At 71.7% G+C, this 15,711-nt stretch carries 15 protein-coding genes; 6 read left to right on the top strand and 9 right to left on the bottom strand.

Annotated features, from left to right (window positions below):
* The first annotated feature begins 9 nt into the window (after positions 1 to 9).
* Positions 10 to 1,164 carry a serine hydrolase domain-containing protein gene (locus ACTWQR_RS20635; RefSeq protein WP_443228589.1) on the top strand — a complete coding sequence of 385 codons (1,155 nt, stop codon included), beginning with the start codon at positions 10 to 12 and terminating at the stop codon, positions 1,162 to 1,164.
* 104 nt (positions 1,165 to 1,268) lie between these two features.
* On the top strand, positions 1,269 to 1,571 hold the full coding sequence (locus tag ACTWQR_RS20640) for a cytochrome P450 (protein WP_443228590.1): 303 nt from the start codon (positions 1,269 to 1,271) through the stop codon (positions 1,569 to 1,571).
* A 30-nt stretch (positions 1,572 to 1,601) separates the two neighbouring features.
* Here ACTWQR_RS20640 and ACTWQR_RS20645 read toward each other — a convergent pair whose 3' ends face one another.
* The gene (locus tag ACTWQR_RS20645; RefSeq protein WP_443228591.1) at positions 1,602 to 2,570 is read right to left on the bottom strand and encodes an anti-sigma factor RsbA family regulatory protein; all 969 of its coding nucleotides are present in this window, start codon (positions 2,568 to 2,570) and stop codon (positions 1,602 to 1,604) included.
* A complete protein-coding gene (locus ACTWQR_RS20650) occupies positions 2,567 to 3,463 on the bottom strand; it encodes an MEDS domain-containing protein (protein WP_443228592.1) in 897 nt (298 codons plus the stop codon). Before ACTWQR_RS20650 ends, ACTWQR_RS20645 begins: the two co-directional genes overlap by 4 nt.
* A 172-nt stretch (positions 3,464 to 3,635) precedes the next feature.
* Here ACTWQR_RS20650 and ACTWQR_RS20655 point away from each other — a divergent pair, with 172 nt between their 5' ends.
* The 3 genes from ACTWQR_RS20655 (at position 3,636) to ACTWQR_RS20665 (ending at position 7,505) form a co-directional block, all read left to right on the top strand.
* Entirely contained in the window at positions 3,636 to 5,708 is a 2,073-nt protein-coding gene (locus tag ACTWQR_RS20655) for an ATP-binding protein (RefSeq protein WP_443228593.1), read from the top strand.
* A 95-nt stretch (positions 5,709 to 5,803) separates the two neighbouring features.
* Positions 5,804 to 6,646 (top strand): alpha/beta hydrolase, encoded by an 843-nt coding sequence (locus ACTWQR_RS20660; protein ID WP_443228594.1) that lies wholly within the window; start codon positions 5,804 to 5,806, stop codon positions 6,644 to 6,646.
* A gap of 37 nt (positions 6,647 to 6,683) precedes the next feature.
* Complete coding sequence (locus ACTWQR_RS20665) at positions 6,684 to 7,505, top strand: alpha/beta fold hydrolase (RefSeq protein WP_443228595.1); 822 nt, start codon at positions 6,684 to 6,686, stop codon at positions 7,503 to 7,505.
* 383 nt (positions 7,506 to 7,888) lie between these two features.
* Here the strand turns inward: ACTWQR_RS20665 and ACTWQR_RS20670 are convergent, their stop codons facing one another.
* The 3 genes from ACTWQR_RS20670 to ACTWQR_RS20680 form a co-directional block, all read right to left on the bottom strand.
* A complete protein-coding gene (locus tag ACTWQR_RS20670; protein ID WP_443228596.1) occupies positions 7,889 to 8,011 on the bottom strand; it encodes a hypothetical protein in 123 nt (40 codons plus the stop codon).
* 91 nt (positions 8,012 to 8,102) lie between these two features.
* Positions 8,103 to 8,516: a VOC family protein gene (locus ACTWQR_RS20675; RefSeq protein ID WP_443228597.1), complete on the bottom strand. Its 414-nt coding sequence runs from the start codon at positions 8,514 to 8,516 to the stop codon at positions 8,103 to 8,105.
* A 278-nt stretch (positions 8,517 to 8,794) separates the two neighbouring features.
* Positions 8,795 to 9,535: a class I SAM-dependent methyltransferase gene (locus ACTWQR_RS20680; RefSeq protein WP_443228598.1), complete on the bottom strand. Its 741-nt coding sequence runs from the start codon at positions 9,533 to 9,535 to the stop codon at positions 8,795 to 8,797.
* A 511-nt stretch (positions 9,536 to 10,046) separates the two neighbouring features.
* On the opposite strand from ACTWQR_RS20680, the gene ACTWQR_RS20685 reads away from it, so the two are divergent.
* The gene (locus ACTWQR_RS20685) at positions 10,047 to 11,648 is read left to right on the top strand and encodes an alpha-amylase family glycosyl hydrolase (RefSeq protein ID WP_443228599.1); all 1,602 of its coding nucleotides are present in this window, start codon (positions 10,047 to 10,049) and stop codon (positions 11,646 to 11,648) included.
* Here the strand turns inward: ACTWQR_RS20685 and ACTWQR_RS20690 are convergent.
* The 4 genes from ACTWQR_RS20690 to ACTWQR_RS20705 all read right to left on the bottom strand — a co-directional run bounded on the left by ACTWQR_RS20690 (position 11,645) and on the right by ACTWQR_RS20705 (position 15,698).
* On the bottom strand, positions 11,645 to 13,123 hold the full coding sequence (locus ACTWQR_RS20690; RefSeq protein ID WP_443228600.1) for an MFS transporter: 1,479 nt from the start codon (positions 13,121 to 13,123) through the stop codon (positions 11,645 to 11,647). The two genes, ACTWQR_RS20685 and ACTWQR_RS20690, sit on opposite strands and share 4 nt — an antisense overlap.
* Before the next feature lie 213 nt (positions 13,124 to 13,336).
* A complete protein-coding gene (locus ACTWQR_RS20695) occupies positions 13,337 to 14,584 on the bottom strand; it encodes an RNA polymerase sigma factor (protein WP_443228663.1) in 1,248 nt (415 codons plus the stop codon).
* 29 nt (positions 14,585 to 14,613) lie between these two features.
* On the bottom strand, positions 14,614 to 14,955 hold the full coding sequence (locus ACTWQR_RS20700; RefSeq protein ID WP_443228601.1) for a YciI family protein: 342 nt from the start codon (positions 14,953 to 14,955) through the stop codon (positions 14,614 to 14,616).
* Complete coding sequence (locus ACTWQR_RS20705; RefSeq protein ID WP_443228602.1) at positions 14,952 to 15,698, bottom strand: nuclear transport factor 2 family protein; 747 nt, start codon at positions 15,696 to 15,698, stop codon at positions 14,952 to 14,954. Before ACTWQR_RS20705 ends, ACTWQR_RS20700 begins: the two co-directional genes overlap by 4 nt.
* Positions 15,699 to 15,711: the final 13 nt, after the last annotated feature.

A 15,711-nucleotide genomic window follows, 5' to 3' on the forward strand; every position in this document is an offset into this window, starting at 1 on the left:
GGAGGACCCATGTCCCAGGTTCAGGGCCACTGCGCGACAGGCTTCGAGGCGGTGCACACGGCATTCGAGGAGAACTTCCAGGAGCGTGACGAACTGGGCGCGGCCGTGACCGTCACCGTCGGCGGTGAGACCGTGGTGGACCTGTGGGGCGGCTGGGCGGACGCGGCACGGACGCGTACCTGGGAGCGGGACACGCTGGTCAACGTGTGGTCGACCACGAAGGGGCCGACGGCGCTGTGCGCGCACATCCTGGCAGACCGCGGGCTCCTCGACCTCGACGCGCCGGTGGCCGCGTACTGGCCGGAGTTCGCAGCGGCGGGCAAGGAGTCGGTGCTCGTACGGCATCTGCTGTCACACCGGGCGGGTCTCGCCGGACTGCGCGAGCCGCACTCGCTCGAGCAGCTCTACGACTGGGAGCTCACCACGAAGCGGCTGGCGGCGATGGAGCCCTGGTCGGAGCCGGCGGCGGGGTCGGGCTACCACGCGCAGACGTACGGCTTCCTGGTCGGCGAAGTGGTGCGACGCGTCTCGGGGTTGCTGCCGGGCGCGTTCCTGGAGCGGGAGGTGACCGGGCCGCTCGGCGTCGACTTCACCATCGGGCTGCCGGAGAAGGAGGCGGGGCGCGCGGCCGAGCTGGTGCATCCGCCGACCGCCTCGTCCAGTGAACAGGCGGCGATCTTCAGCCAGTTGGCGCCCGTGGCGCTGGCCGCCCTGGCCAATCCCCTGGTCGGTGCGACCGAGGCCGGCTCGGCGGCCTGGCGGGCCGCCGAGCTCCCGGCCCTCAACGGGCACGGCACGGCGCGCGCGGTCGCCGCGCTGTACGGGATCTTCGCCGGGCGGGGTTCGTACGGCGGGCACAGCGTCCTCTCGCCGGAGGCCGCCGAGCGGGTCCGTGAGGGACAGGGCGCCTGCCGTGACCTGGTACTCGGGGCCGGTTTCGAGAGCGAGACGGAGATCGGCCTCGGCCTCTGGCTGAGCGGCTCCAACCGCTCCTACGGCCCCAACCCGAAGGCTTTCGGACATGACGGCTTCGGCGGCTCCTGCGGTCTCGCCGATCCGGAGTCGGGGGTCTCACTCGGCTACGTCATGAACCGCATGGGACCCCACATCGCCGACGATCCCCGGAAGATGGCGCTCATCGACGCCCTCTACGGCTCGCTCTGAGGGCGACTCCGCGCTCCAAGGGCGAAGCCGTGAGGGCTGATCCGGCACCCCAAGCCCACGACCAGGGTCCCAGGAGTGCCGCGTCACACCCGCACGGCTACGTCTTGTCACCAAGGGGAGCGCGGGCCGGCGAAGGAGTGGTCGTCTCGCTCCAGGCCGCCAACCGCGACCCACGGGCCTTCCCCGACCCCGACGCCTTCGACATCACCCGCGATGCCCAGCACCACCTGTCCTTCGGTCACGGCCCGCACCACTGCCTGGGCCAGTCACTGGCCCGCGCCGAACTCCAGATCGCCGTGCCCGCGCTGTTCCAGCGGCTTACGGAGCTGCGTCCGGTCGCACCCGCCGAGGAGTTCGCCCTGCACGGCCGGGCCATTCACGGCGTGAGCGAACTTCCCGGCAGCTGATGACAGCCTCCGACGGCGGTCGCGCGCCGGTCACACGGCCGCGTTCCTCTTGAAGTAGAGGCGCACAACGGAGCCCGCGGGGCCGAACGACTCCGTGACCAGGTCGCTCAACTGCCGTACCACCCACATCCCGTGGCCGCTCGCGGCCCTCGGGTCGGGAGGCAGATGGCCGGGGAACGGCGGGGCCCCGCACGAGGTGGGCGTGCCGTCGTCGGAGACCTCACAGATCACGTAGTCGGGGTCGCTGCGCAGGCGCAGGACACCTCGGCCGCCCCCGTAGCGCACGGAGTTGTCCACCGTCTCGTGCACCGCGGTCACCATGTCGTACGTCTGCTGCTCGGGCACCCCCAGGCCGCGGGCGTACGCGGAGAGGACGCGGCGTACGTGCGCCGAACGGCCCCGGGTGAAGGGGACGTCGTCGCGGCCGGCGGGCACGTCGGACGGCTGAGCCGCGTCGCACTCGGTGTAGAAGGCGGCCGGGTCGGCGTAGCGGCCGCTGGGCGCCGACATGCGTGGACCCAGGGCGAGTTCGGGGTGGGTTCGGGTCGCCGTGCGGACGACTTCGGCGGGGAGGGCGCGGGCGTCGTAGGGGCAGAGGATCCAGTGGCCGGTGTCCGCGAAGGCCACGTTGAGCAGCGATTCGTAGCGCATCCACTCTCGGGCCTCGAAGTCCGTGCGGTCCGACCAGACGGGCTCCCCGATGACGCGGACCCGGCGCGGGGCGCCCGTCTCGTCGGTGTCGTGGGCGGCGCAGTAGGCGTTGTACTGGCCCAGGGTGCGGGACGGACAGCCGTACCAGTCGTCGGCGTCCATGAACTCCACCTCGCGGGAGCGGTGGCCGAGCGCCTCACCGAGCGGGGTGATGTTGCGGGACGCGACGACGGCCAGGACGGCGTCGCCGGAGTCGAGTCCGTCACGCGCGAACGTGACGGTCCCTTCGAGGAACTCGTCGTCCGAGCCGTAGCACAGCGCCTGGTGCACGAATCCGGTGCGGCTCATGACACCACCTCGTCCCCCTCCTCGACACGCAGTCCCGGGACACGGTCCCAGCCGGTGACCCGCATCAGCCGCTGGATGTGCGGGGCCACACCGTGCAGGACGAGGGTGCCGCCGGACGCGGACTGGGCCAGGGCCGCGAAGACCAGCAGGCGCAGCGCGCCGACGTCGATGAAACGCAGCTCGCGCAGGTCGAGCCGGGTGCGGACGCCGTTCGCGCGGCGGGCACGGGCACGGGCGGTCTCGGCGTGCAGGGCGCGGGCCACCGCGGTCACGTTCGTGTCGTCGACCTCTCCGGCGAATGCGAGGCCGGGCGGCGCGAAGGTGCGCGTGATGGACAGCAGGTCGTCACGCCAGACGAGGTCGGCGGCGACCCGGCCGTGGTGCAGTCCGTCGAGCGGGACCAGCTCGCCCTCGTCGAAGACGCGGCGGTCGTACTGGCAGATGCCGAGCACCGGCAGGGACGCGAAGACGGGTTCGAGGAGGAGTTCGCTGTCGTGCAGTGTCTTGAGGCCCTGGCCCGCCTGGCCGCGCATGATCTCCATGCTCACGCGCAGGCCGAGATAGCCGTCGCCGACCGCGCGTCGCGTCTCACGGCGGATCACCTCGTCGAGGTCCCACAGGCCTTCGGGGGTGGCGAGGTGCGGGTCCACGGTCAGCCGCCCGGCGGCGAGTTCGTCGTCGACAAGGCAGCCGCGCGCCTCCAGGAAGGTGAGGGCGAGCTCGGCCGGCAGGCCGGCCGGGCTGAGCACCAGCCCGCGGTGCCCGCTGGCCAGGCCGTCGAGGAGGAACGCGGCGAGTACGGTCTCCCGCTCCTCGTCCGTGTCGTAGCCGAGCAGCAGATGGTCGCCGGCGCGCATCTGGCCGACCGCTCTCAATGCGGGCACAGTCTCCATCCCCCGCACCTCCCAAGGTCGCCGCTCGGCGTGCCGGGTCGTGTCCACGCTACGCCCGAAGCGGGCTCGGCGTGAGGGCGCGGGTCCGATTCCCGGTCACCCCGCCGGGGGATCGGACAGGGGCGTTCCGGAGGGTTAGGGTGACCGCCATCGGTCGGGTATAGGGGGAACGATGGCGTCCTCGGTACGCAACGGCAGGACCGGCAATCTGCCCGCCGAGGCCAACGCCTTCGTCGGCCGCGAAGCCGAACTGGCCGAAATCACCGCCCTGTTGAACACCGCACGGCTCATCACCCTCACCGGCCCCGGCGGGGTCGGCAAGTCACGGCTGGCGCTGCGGGCCGCGCACTCCGTACGGCCCGCGTTCTCCGGCGGGGTGTGGATGGTGGAGCTGTCCGACCTGAAGAACCCGGACCTGCTGACGAACGCCCTGGCCGAGGCGACCCGGCTGACCGAGCAGACGCTCCGTCCGCTCCTGGAAGCGGTCTGCGAGCATCTCGACGACGCGCCGCTGCTGCTCGTCCTGGACACCTGTGAACACGTACTGGACGAGTGTGCGCGGGTTGTACAGGAACTCCTCGCGCACGTACCCGAGTTACAGGTTCTGGCCACGAGCAGGCAGCCACTGGGCGTGCCGGGTGAGCATCTGCTGTCCGTGGCGCCGCTGCCGCTCGGCGAACGCGACGACGCGGTGGCGCTGTTCGCGGCACGCGCCGCGGCCGCCGTGCCGTCGTTCGCGCTGACCGACGCCAACCGGACGAACGTGGCGGCGGTCTGCGCCCGCCTCGACGGGATCCCGCTGGCCCTGGAGCTGGCCGCGGTGCGGCTGCGCGGATTTCCCCTCGACCGGCTGCTTGAGGGCCTCGACTCCCGTTTCGAACTGCTTGTCTCGCCCGCCCGGCCACGGCTCGCCCGGCACCAGACGCTGCGCACGGCGATCGGCTGGAGTCATGAACTGTGCACGCCACTGGAGCGGCTGCTGTGGGCCCGGCTCTCCGTGTTCGCGGGCGGCTGGGACGTGGAGGCGGCCGAATTCGTGTGCCACGGTGGCCCGTTGGACGCCGAGGAGATCCTGGCGCTGCTCGCGTCGCTCACCGAGAAGTCGATCGTGACCCGTGAGGGCGACGGCGTGGCCGGGCGTTACCGCATGCTCGAAACTCTCCGCGGCTTCGGTGCCGAGTGGCTCGACGGTCTCGGCGAACAGGCCGCCGTACGCCTGCGTCACCGCGACTACTTCCGCTGGATCGCCCGTCAGGGAGAGGCCGAGTGGCTGGGCCCGGGCCAGCGGATGTGGGCCGAACGGCTCACCGTGGAACACGCCAACCTGCGGCTCGCGCTGGAGGAGTGCCTGGCGGCGCCGGAGCCCGAGACAGCGCTCGAACTCGCGGGCACCCTCTGGTACTTCTGGTTCGCCTGCGGCTTCGCCGACGAGGGGCGCGGCTACCTGGAGCGAGCGCTGCGCCGGGCGCACGACGGCGGTCCCGAGCACGCCCTGGCGATCTGGGCGCACCGTCTGGTCACGGTCGACCCGGACGATCTGGAAGCGGCCGAGTCGGTCAGCGCCGCCTACGTGTGGCTGGCGCACGAACATCGACTCCCGGTGCCCGCCCTGCCGTTGACCGGGGCGAGTCTCGCGGTGCGCGGCGAGTCCGCGCGGTCGGCCGTGCTGTACGGCAGCAGCCCGCGGGGGCCGGGCGGCGGAGGCGGAGCGGAGTTCTTCCAGCTGCTGACGCTGGCGCTGCAGGCGTATCTGCTGGCCGGCCAGGGCGCGTTCGAGCGGTGTGCGGCGGTGGCCGAGCGGCTGCGCGCGGACTGCGCGAAGCACGGCGAACTGTGGATGCGGGCCTGGGGCGACTTCTTCGTCGCCCTCGCCGGGATCGGACTCGGGCGGCCGGACGACGCCCTGCGCTCCGCGCGCGTGGCGCTGGCCGCCAAGTGGCGCGTCCACGATCGCCTCGGCGCCGCGGCCGTCGCCGACCTCCTGGTCGCCGCGGAGGCCTCCCGCGGCGAACCCGAACGCGCCGCCCGGCTCCTGGGCGTCGGCACCCGCCTCTGGTATGCGGCCGGTCTTCCTCAGCTGGGCGACATCGAGACGACCGTCTTCCGCAGGGAGTACGCACGTCATCTCCGCGCGGCCCTCGGCGAGGTGGGATTCACCGACGCGGTGCGCGAGGGACGGGAGTTGAGCACGGAGGCGGCGATGCGGCTCGCACTGGACGGCGTACTCGACGAACCGGAGCTGTGATCAGCCGGGCCGAGCTCCGCCGGCCGCGGCTCAGGTCCGTGAATGCAGTCATGTGACAGATGGCGGGAGCGCCGCGGGAGCCTAACGTCGAAGGCATGTCCACCCACGACGCACAACAGATCGAGCGGGCCAACGCGACCGGCCGCACGCCGGTCGTGTTCGTCCACGGACTGTGGCTGCTGCCGAGCAGCTGGGACCGCTGGGTCACCCACTTCGAGAAGGCCGGGTACGCGCCGGTCTCCCTGTCCTGGCCCGACGACCCCGAGACGGTCACCGAGGCCAACGCCCACCCCGAGGTACTCGCCGGCAAGACGGTCGGGCAGGTCGCCGACCACCTGGAGGGGCTGATCGTCGGCCTGGACAGGAAGCCGGCCGTGATCGGTCACTCGTTCGGCGGACTGCTCACGCAGATCCTCGCCGGCCGCGGCCGGTCCGCCGTCTCCGTGGCGATCGACCCCGCGCCGTTCCGTGGCGTGCTGCCGCTGCCGTTCTCCTCGCTGCGTTCCGCCGCACCGGTCCTGAGCAACCCGGCCAACCGGAACCGGGCCGTGCCGCTGACCTACGACCAGTTCCGGTACGGCTTCGCCAACGCGGTCAGCGAGGCGGAGGCCAAGGAGCTGTACGACACTTTCGCCGTGCCCGCGCCGGGCGCCCCGCTGTTCCAGGCGGCGACCGCCAACGTCAACCCGTGGACCGAGGTGAAGGTCGACTCCGAGAACCCGGACCGCGGCCCGCTGCTGCTCATCTCGGGCGAGAAGGACCACACCGTGCCGTGGGCGATCACCAACGCCTCGTACAAGAAGCAGCAGCGCAACCCCGGAGTCACGGAGATCACCGAGATGCCGAACCGCGGCCATGCGCTCACCATCGACAACGGCTGGCAGGACGTGGCCGACACGGCGCTCGCGTTCGTCCAGCGCTTCGTCGGACCCTCCTGACGCCGCGCCCGACCGTTCCACAGAGAAGAGAGACACCATGGGAACCTTCACCACCACCGACGGCACCGAGATCTTCTACAAGGACTGGGGCAGCGGGCAGCCGGTCGTGTTCAGCCACGGCTGGCCGCTCAACGCGGACGCCTGGGACGGACAGGCCCGCCTGGTCGCCGACAACGGCTTCCGTGCCGTCGCCCACGACCGTCGCGGTCACGGCCGCTCCGGGCAGCCGTGGCAGGGCAACCACATGGACCAGTACGCGGACGACCTGGCCGAGCTCATCGAGTCGCTCAACCTCAACGACGCGATCCTGGTGGGCCATTCGACCGGCGGCGGCGAGGTGACGCGCTACATCGGCCGCCACGGCACGGCGCGGGTCGCCAAGGTCGTCCTGCTGGGAGCGGTACCGCCGCTGATGCTGAAGACGGAGGGCAACCCGGAGGGCACGCCGCTCGAGGCCTTCGACGGGATCCGGGCCGGCGTCGAGGCGGACCGCTCGCAGTTCTACTGGGACCTGAGTGAAGCCTTCTTCGGTTTCAACCGGCCCGGCGCCACCCCGTCGGAAGGCATGCGCCGCGCGTTCTGGCTGTGGAGCATGCAGGTCGGGCTCAAGGGCGCGTACGACTGCATCAAGCAGTTCTCGGAGCAGGAGTTCACCGAGGACCTTCAGCGCATCGATGTGCCCACGCTGATCGCGCACGGTGACGACGACCAGATCGTGCCCATCGCCGCCTCCGCCCACAAGTCGGCCCAGCTGGTCAAGGACGCCACCCTCAAGGTGTACCCGGGCGCCCCGCACGGCCTGGTCGGCGAGTACGAGCAGGCCTTCAACGCCGACCTGCTCGACTTCATCAGGGGCTGAGGCACACCGCTCGGCGGCTGGGCGCGTCCTGGACGACGCGAGCCTGGCGGGCGACGGCCAACGGGTGTCCGTCGGCGGCCCGGATCCTCGCTCGCGTCGATCGCCCAGCCACCGCCCGCCTGGTCCGTACGCGTCCGGACCAGCGCCCAGCCATCCGCCGGACCGATGTCAGCGGGCGCGTGTCGCCGTTCGGGGGTATCTCCAGGTTCCAGATTCCGGGCGAACGGCGACACGCCAGGCATGGCGAGAGGTTCGCACCCTCCGGCCCGAGGGCGATGGTGGCATTCGCGCCCAGTGATCGTCACAAGGCGGGTGCGCTCGTGGCGGGGCTCGTACAGCCCGAGTTCGCTGCCGCCCGGCAACCGCAGCGCGGTGATCAGCCCTCAGCGCTCGTCGCTGACCGGCTTGGCGGACTCCACGCCCTTGTCCGCCAGTTCGGTCACCGTCTCCGCCACGTCGTCGCACATCAGGAACAGCTGGTCACCCTGCGCCCGGGCCTTGGGCATGCGGGATCGCTATGCCGACGGTCCCGCCGACCGTCGAGCCGGCGGGACCTGGGACGTGCGAGCGGCACGAGTCGCCCTCGGGTGGGCTTGCTCAGCCCTGCGCCTCGGTGATGTTGACCATCCAGGGGGTGCCGAACCGGTCCGTACACATGCCGAACACGTCGCCCCACATCTGCTTGTCGAGCGGGACGGACACAGTGGCGTCGGCGGACAGCTTCTCCCAGTAGCCGCGCAGCTCCGCGTCGTCGTCGCCGCTCAGGCTCACCGCGAAGTTGCTGCCCTGTGTGTACTCCATGCCCGGTGGGGTGTCGGCCGCCATCAGGGTGAAGCCGTTCGGGGTTTCCAGCATGCCGTGCATGATCTTGTCGGCCTCCGGGGTGCCCGGCGAACCGAACTCCCCGAAGGTGTTGAGCACCAGCGTGCCGCCGAAGACCTCCTTGTAGAACTCCATCGCCTGCCGGGCGTCGCCGTCGAAGCTGATGTACGGATTGAGGCGCGAAGCCATGAAAACCTCCCGGATCGAGTCAAACGATCAGATCTGCGCAGGTTAGCGCTGGGCACTGACAACGGCCCGCCGTAGGTGATCGAGCCGCCGCGCGCAGTACCGGGGCGAAGCCTTGGCCAAGGCTCTTGGGTGAGGCTTTGGGCGAGAGGGGCGAGGCTTTTGGCCGAGTGACTGTGCCGGTCGACAAGCCCTGCCATCGGCCTCGTATCCGAGGGACGCCCGAGGAACCGCTCGTACCAGGCAACCGCGGACTCGATGTCGCCCACCGGGCCTGACGACTACTCCGGGCGGGTGGCCACGACCATCCGGCAGCGCGGGCTGCCGTCGCTCCTGCGCCCGAACTCGGGGAGGGCGTACAGGTCCACCGCGAAACCGGCCCGGACCAGTTCCCGTCGGACGTCGCCGAGGCGGAAATCCCGGTAGTACATGACAAACGGGGGACGCCACACCGCGTTCCGTACGCGCATCGCCGTGTCGAAGCCGAGCAGCGCCCAGTAGCCGCGGGAGCCGGGCCGGGCGGGGGCCACGATCGGGAAGGCGAACCGCCCGCCGGGGCGGAGCACCGAGTGGACCTGCGCGAACAGTCCCGGCAGCTCCCGGGGCAGGAAGTGCCCGAACGCCCCGAAGCTCACCACCAGGTCGAAGGCGGGCCCGAACGGCAGGGCCCGCGCGTCACCGCGGACCCACGCGGCCGTCGGCCCACCGGCACTGGTCCGAGCCGCAGAGCGCCCCTGCCGCGCCACAGCGAGCATGCCCGCGCTGATGTCGACCCCGGTGACCCGCTCCCGGCACACCGTCCGCAGTACGTCCATGCCGGCACCGGTGCCACAGCACAGATCGAGCCCGCTCTCGAACGGCCCGATCCTCTTCAGCACCCGGGCGGCGGAACGCAGGAACGAGTCCGGCGTACGGAACGGGGTGTGGTCGAACTTGGGCGCGAGCAGGTCGTAGCCGTGCTCGACGGACGACAGCGCCTGAACGGCGAGCTCGCGGAACGTGGGACCTTGCGGCGTGAACATCGCCGTCAGCTTAGGGCCTGAGGTCGGAGCGTGGCGGTTCCGGGCGACTATGGCCGACGGCCGCTGGGGAGCCGGGGTTCGGTACGCACGGCCGCGAGGCGGACGCCGGCCGCACCACGGAAGGCGGCGGCGGAGGTCTCCCCGGCCCTGGGGCGACCCGTACCGGGGGCACCATGGGAACCGCTGGCCTCGCCAGGGGGCGCTCCGGGGCGAGGTGGCCCCGCCCCCACAGCGAGGACTCCGGGGGCGCACGCCCGGCCCCGCCACTCGGCATGATCCGACGGACCGGCCCTGACCAGGGAAGCGTCCCGCCCTCGCTCGCGAGCAAGCCTGCGCCTGGTTCTCGACTTCTCGACATGAGGCGGCCTTCGCCGAGGCTCTGGCCATGGCGCGGCCTTCCCGGACCTTCCCGGCACTGTCACGCTCGACAGTGCCGACGCCCATCACGAGATCACCGTCGGCGGCGCCGTCACTGCCCGACGTCTCCTCGCGGAAAGGCTGTACTCGCTCTATGACCTCCTTCCGTCCCGCACCCGCCTGGCTGGCCGACGCCGTCTTCTACCAGATCTATCCACAGTCGTTCGCGGACTCGAACGGCGACGGCATCGGGGACTTCAACGGCATCGCGGAGCGTCTCGACCATCTGGCCTGGCTCGGCGTGAACACGGTCTGGCTCAACCCGTGCTTCACTTCGCCGTTCGGCGACGCCGGGTACGACGTCGCCGACTACCTCACCGTGGCGCCGCGCTACGGAACGAACGACGACCTGGCGAAGCTCGTCGACCACGCGGGCCGCCGTGGCATCCGCGTACTCCTCGATCTGGTCGCCGGTCACACCTCCGACGAGCACCCGTGGTTCAAGGCCTCGGCGAACGATCCGGACGACCACCGCTACATCTGGAGGTCGGAGGGGCCGGAGGGGCCAGAGGGTCTCGCGGACGGTTTCGTGGCCTCTCCGGGCAGCCGCCCGGGTGCGTATTTGCCGAACTTCTTCGCCTTTCAGCCTGCCCTCAACTTCGGCTACGCGCGCGAGAATCCGGCCGAGCCGTGGCGGCAGCCGGTGGACGCCGAGGGGCCGCGCGCCAACCGCGAGGCCCTGCGCACGATCATGGACCACTGGCTGCGACTCGGTGTGTCCGGCTTCCGCGTCGACATGGCCTCGTCGCTGGTCAAGGACGACCCGGACAAGGCCGAGACGAGCAAGCTGTGGACGGAACTGCGCCACTGGCTGGACCGTGCGCACCCGGACGCGGTGCTGCTCTCGGAGTGGGGCGATCCCGAGGTCTCCGTCCCGGCGGGCTTCCACACGGACTTCTTCCTCCAGTTCGGCGGCACCGCCGACGGGCTCCCGCTCCGCTCGCTGTGGAGCAACGGCACCGGGACCGTCCACTCCCACTGGGACCCGCTCGACTGCTTCTTCGACCCGAGCGGCAAGGGCTCGCCACGCCCCTTCGTGGAGGCCTGGCAGCAGGCGTCCACCGCCCTCGGCAGTGGCGGCTTCATCTCCCTGCCCACCGCCAACCACGATTTCTCCCGCCTTCACTGCGGCCCCCGCACGGCCGAACAGCTCCCGGCCGCCTTCGCCTTCCAGCTCACCTGGCCCACCCTCCCCGCCATCTACTACGGCGACGAGATCGGCATGCGCTACGTCCCGGACCTCCCCGACACCGAGGGCAGCGTGCTCGGCCCCCGCTACAACCGCGCGGGCTCCCGCACCCCCATGCAGTGGGACGAGAGCCCCAACGCCGGGTTCTCCACGTCCGACCACCCCTACCTGCCGATCGACCCCGGCCCCGACAGGCCCACCGTCGCCGCCCAGCGCGCCGACGCCGCCTCCCTCCTCCACCTCGTACGCCGCCTCATCGCTCTCCGCACGAGGACCCCGGAGCTCGGCTCGGGCGGCTCGGTGGAGGTTCTGCACGCCGGCTACCCGTTCGTGTACGTACGCGGCGAGCGGTATCTCGTAGTCGTCAACCCCCAGCAGGAGCAGGTGAGTTACTCCCTCGACGGCATCCGGCCCGGCCGAGCCGTGGAGGCTTCCGGCGTCGAGAGCGACGGCGGCACGATCACTGCGCGGGGTTTTGGGTACGGGATCTTCGCGGTGAGCCCCTAGCCGGTAGTCGGCGTGGCAACGGCCTCACTCGGCGTGCCCCGCCCCTGCCCTCGCCCCGCCGACTTCCGTGACCGGCCCAGCAGGACCAGTGCGACGGCCATCCCGGCGGCCGCGAGGATGACGCACGCCGTGAACGCGGCCTGGTAGCCCTCCGTCAGCGCCGCGAGCCGGTTGGTGCCGCTCGTGTACGACAGCGCGACCGACGAGACGACGGCGACTCCGAAGGCGCCCCCGATCTGGAAGGCCGCGGTGTTGATCCCGGAAGCCACTCCCGACTCCCGCTCCCCCACCCCGGTCAGCGCGGCGATGGAGCCGGCGACCGCGCAGGCGCCGAGCCCCGGCCCGAAGAGCAGCAGTCCGGGGAACAGGTCGCTGACGAATCCGCCGTCCACGGGCACCCCGGCCAGCAGCAGGCTGCCCGCGCCGACCAGCGCGAGCCCGCCGGTCGCGACCGGGCGCGGACCGAAGCGGGTCACCAGGGCCTGGCCGGCGTACGAGCCGATCACGGCCGTCACGGGCATCACGACGTTGTAGAGGCCGAATCGCAGCGGCGAGTGGCCGAGCACGATCTGCCCGTACTGGGAAACGGTGTACGACATCCCGAAGGCACAGCTGCCGAGCAGGAACACCACGAGGTTGCCGCCGCCCACGGAACGGGCGCGCAGCAGCCGCGGCGGCACCAGGGGTGCCTTCGTCCGTGCCTCGATGCGCACGAAGAGCACGGCCAGCGCGGCGCAGGCGGCCAGCAGGCCGACCGTCTGCGCCGACAGCCATCCGGCACGGGGTGCCTCGACGACGGCGTACACGCAGGCGAGGAGGGCGGCGGTGACGGTGAGCGCCCCGGCCGGGTCGTACGAGCGGGTCCGTGCCTCGGCGCGGCTCTCGCGCAGCAGCACCGGGCTCAGGGCGAGGAGCAGCAGCGCCACCGGCACGTTCAGGAAGAACACCCACTCCCAGCCGAGGACGTCGGTGAGCGGGCCGCCGATCAGCAGGGCGGCCGTGGCGCCGAACCCGCCGCTGCCCGACCAGAGGGCGAGGGCCTTGTTGCGTTCGGAGCCCTCCTCGAAGGTGTTCAGGAGGATGGAGAGCGCGGTGGGCGCCATGACGGCGGCCGACACTCCCTGTATCGCGCGGGCCGCCACCAGTACGCCCGCCGTCCAGGCGAACCCGCACAGCAGCGAGGACAGGCCGAAGAGCAGGGTGCCGGTCATGAACACCCGCCGACGGCCCAGCAGGTCGGCGATCCGGCCGCCGAGGAGCAGCAGCCCGCCGAAGCTGAGCAGGTAGGCGCTCATCACCCACTGGGCGCCGCCCGGGGAGAAGTCGAGTCCGTCGGTGATGGAGGGCAGCGCGAGCACGACGATCTGCGAGTCGAGGATCACCATGAACCCGGCCACGCAGAGCAGGGCGAGGGCACGCCAGCGGCGGGGATCGGGGGCGGTGGCGAACGCCGCTGAGGGGGTGGTGGCAGTCATGGCTCAGCTCCCCAGACGGAGGCCCGCGAGCCAGATGTCCGGCGTGCCCGGGGCCGGGTCCGGAGCGCAGGGCGTGCCCTGCGTACAGCCCACGGGCTGCCTGGGCGGGGCCAGAAGGGTAAGGAACTTCCAGGTGCGGCGCGTGGGGACGGTGGCGGTCATTGGAGCCTCCAGTGTCGGCATTGGCTCGTTCACCCCACCGACGAACCGCTCCTACGCCGATCGACACTCCGCGAGCCGCTTTTCCAGAAACCGTCGCTCGGCGTCGTTCTCCACCAGCTCCAGCGCCTTCCCGTACGCCTCCGCCGCCTCCCCCGTCCGCCCCATGCGGCGCAGGAGGTCCGCGCGGGTGGCGGGCAGCAGGTGGTAGCCCGCCAGGTCCCCCGCCTTCTCCAGCTCCGCCACCAGGGCCAGCCCCGCCTCGGGGCTCTCCGCCTTGCCGACGGCCACCGCTCGGTTCAGCCTCACCACCGCGGAGGGCACGAATCTCACCAGTTCCCCGTACAGCGCCGCGACATCGGCCCAGTCCGTCTCCTCGGCCGTGGCGGCGGTCGTGTGGCAGGCCGCGATGGCCGCCTGGATCTGGTACGGGCCGGGGTGCCCCCGGCGCAGCGCGGTCTCCAGCAGGGCGGCGCCCTCGTCGACCTGGGCCCTGTCCCATGCGGTACGGTCCTGGTCCTCCAGCGTGACCAGCTCTCCCGTGCCGTCCACCCGCGTGCCGCGTCGCGCGTCGTGCAGCAGCAGGAGCGCGAGCAGTCCGAGCACCTCGGGCTCGTCGGGCATGAGCCGGGCCAGGACGCGGGCGAGGCGAATGGCCTCCACGCAGAGGTTCGTACGCAGCAGGTCGGCGCCGGACGTGGCGGCGTACCCCTCGTTGAAGAGCAGGTACACCACGCCCAGCACACCTGTCGTGCGCTCGGGCAGCAGATGCGCGGGCGGCACCCGGTAGGGGATGCCGGCGTTGCGGATCTTCCGCTTGGCCCGGACGAGCCGTTGGGCCATCGTCGCCTCGGGGACGAGGAAGGCCCGGGCGATCTCGGGCGTGGTGAGCCCCGCGAGGGTACGCAGTGTCAGGGCGACGCGGGCCTCGATCGGCAGGGCCGGGTGACAGCAGGTGAAGATGAGCCGCAGCCGGTCGTCCTGTACGCCGCTGTCCTCCTCGTAGTCCGGGTCGTACGGTCCCTCGTTCCTGGCCAGCACCGCCACCTCCCGAAGTTTCGCCGCACCGACCGCTTCCCGGCGCAGCATGTCCAGGGCTCGGTTGCGCGCGGTCGTGGTCAGCCAGGCGCCGGGGCGGCGCGGCACTCCGTCGCGCCGCCACCGGTCGAGGGCCTGGGCGAAGGCGTCCTGTGCGCATTCCTCGGCGAGGTCCCAGTCGCCGGTCACCCGGATGAGGGTGGCGACGACCTGGCCCCATTCCTCGCGGAAGGCGGCGGCGACCGCCGCCTCGACGTCGTTCATGACCGGACCGGCCGCCTCCTCGCCTTCGTTCACTCCCAGACCGGACGCACTTCCACGGAGCCGCCGCCCAGCGCGGCCGGATGCCGTGAGGCGAGCGCGATGGCCTCGTCGAGGTCGGCGACCTCGATGATGTCGAAGCCCGCGATGTACTCCTTGGACTCGATGAACGGCCCGTCGCTGAGCAGGACTTCGTCGCCCTGGACGCGCACGGTGGTGGCGTCGGTGGCGGGCCGCAGCCGTGCGCCGCCCTGCACCACGCCGCTGGTGCGCACCTCGTCGATGTACGAGGTGAAGCCAGGGTCGTCGGCGATCTCCTCGGGGCTGAGTTCCACGCCGCCGACGGGGGTGCAGATGAACATCACGTACTTCATGACCGGTCCTCCGTGCCCGCGGCGATTCCGGCGTCGAACGGGACCGACGCGTGCTCGTGGACGATCAGCCACCGATCGCCGAAGTTGCGGTAGCCGGTGGTCGACCGCACCGTACTGTCCAGCGGCTCGCCCTCGACGCTCGTCGCGCGGATCCGGACGAGCGCGTGGCTGAACGCGATGCTCTCGTCCACCCGGACACGGAATTCGAGCACCTCGCGCTCCACGGGCCCGGTCACGGTGGAGAACCACCACTCCTGGGCCTTGCGGAGGGCGTCGGCCCCGCGCTCCTCCAGTCCGCTCATGGGATGGAACACCTCCACGTCCGGCGCGTAACAGGCCATCCTGCGGTCGATGTCCCCTTCGCGGGCGGCCCGCGTCAGCTCGTCGTCGAGGCGGCGGATCTCTCCCTCGGCGTCCTCGTCCTCCCAGAAGGCGCGCACCTCCATGGCCCCGATCGACGCCACGGGATGCTTCGCGGCCGCCTCGATCGCCTCCTCCATGCTGTCGCACTCGAGGATGTCGTACCCGGCGACGTACTCCTTCGTCTCCGCGAACGGCCCGTCGGTGCGCAGCACTTCGCCGCCGCGCACCCGTACGGTGACCGCCTCGGCGGGGAGCCGCAGCCGGTGGCCGTGCAGCCGTACGCCGCGCTGGGCGCTCAGCTCCTCGACCCACGGTTCGACGGGTGCCATGCCGGAGGCGTCGGCGGTGTCGTCACCGCAGACCAGCAGCATGTACTTCATGGTTCCTCCCGGT

The sequence above is a fragment of the Streptomyces sp. 2A115 genome, from assembly GCF_052245575.1.
In the GTDB taxonomy this organism is placed as follows: domain Bacteria; phylum Actinomycetota; class Actinomycetes; order Streptomycetales; family Streptomycetaceae; genus Streptomyces.

What these genes read in the sequence shown, in the direction of transcription:
- ACTWQR_RS20635 (WP_443228589.1), top strand. Translation starts at nt 10, where the DNA reads ATGTCCCAGGTTCAGGGCCACTGCGCGACAGGCTTCGAGGCGGTGCAC.
- ACTWQR_RS20645 (WP_443228591.1), bottom strand. Translation starts at nt 2,570, where the DNA reads ATGAGCCGCACCGGATTCGTGCACCAGGCGCTGTGCTACGGCTCGGAC.
- ACTWQR_RS20650 (WP_443228592.1), bottom strand. Translation starts at nt 3,463, where the DNA reads ATGGAGACTGTGCCCGCATTGAGAGCGGTCGGCCAGATGCGCGCCGGC.
- ACTWQR_RS20655 (WP_443228593.1), top strand. Translation starts at nt 3,636, where the DNA reads ATGGCGTCCTCGGTACGCAACGGCAGGACCGGCAATCTGCCCGCCGAG.
- ACTWQR_RS20660 (WP_443228594.1), top strand. Translation starts at nt 5,804, where the DNA reads ATGTCCACCCACGACGCACAACAGATCGAGCGGGCCAACGCGACCGGC.
- ACTWQR_RS20665 (WP_443228595.1), top strand. Translation starts at nt 6,684, where the DNA reads ATGGGAACCTTCACCACCACCGACGGCACCGAGATCTTCTACAAGGAC.
- ACTWQR_RS20670 (WP_443228596.1), bottom strand. Translation starts at nt 8,011, where the DNA reads ATGCCCAAGGCCCGGGCGCAGGGTGACCAGCTGTTCCTGATGTGCGAC.
- ACTWQR_RS20675 (WP_443228597.1), bottom strand. Translation starts at nt 8,516, where the DNA reads ATGGCTTCGCGCCTCAATCCGTACATCAGCTTCGACGGCGACGCCCGG.
- ACTWQR_RS20680 (WP_443228598.1), bottom strand. Translation starts at nt 9,535, where the DNA reads ATGTTCACGCCGCAAGGTCCCACGTTCCGCGAGCTCGCCGTTCAGGCG.
- ACTWQR_RS20685 (WP_443228599.1), top strand. Translation starts at nt 10,047, where the DNA reads ATGACCTCCTTCCGTCCCGCACCCGCCTGGCTGGCCGACGCCGTCTTC.
- ACTWQR_RS20690 (WP_443228600.1), bottom strand. Translation starts at nt 13,123, where the DNA reads ATGACTGCCACCACCCCCTCAGCGGCGTTCGCCACCGCCCCCGATCCC.
- ACTWQR_RS20695 (WP_443228663.1), bottom strand. Translation starts at nt 14,584, where the DNA reads ATGAACGACGTCGAGGCGGCGGTCGCCGCCGCCTTCCGCGAGGAATGG.
- ACTWQR_RS20700 (WP_443228601.1), bottom strand. Translation starts at nt 14,955, where the DNA reads ATGAAGTACGTGATGTTCATCTGCACCCCCGTCGGCGGCGTGGAACTC.
- ACTWQR_RS20705 (WP_443228602.1), bottom strand. Translation starts at nt 15,698, where the DNA reads ATGAAGTACATGCTGCTGGTCTGCGGTGACGACACCGCCGACGCCTCC.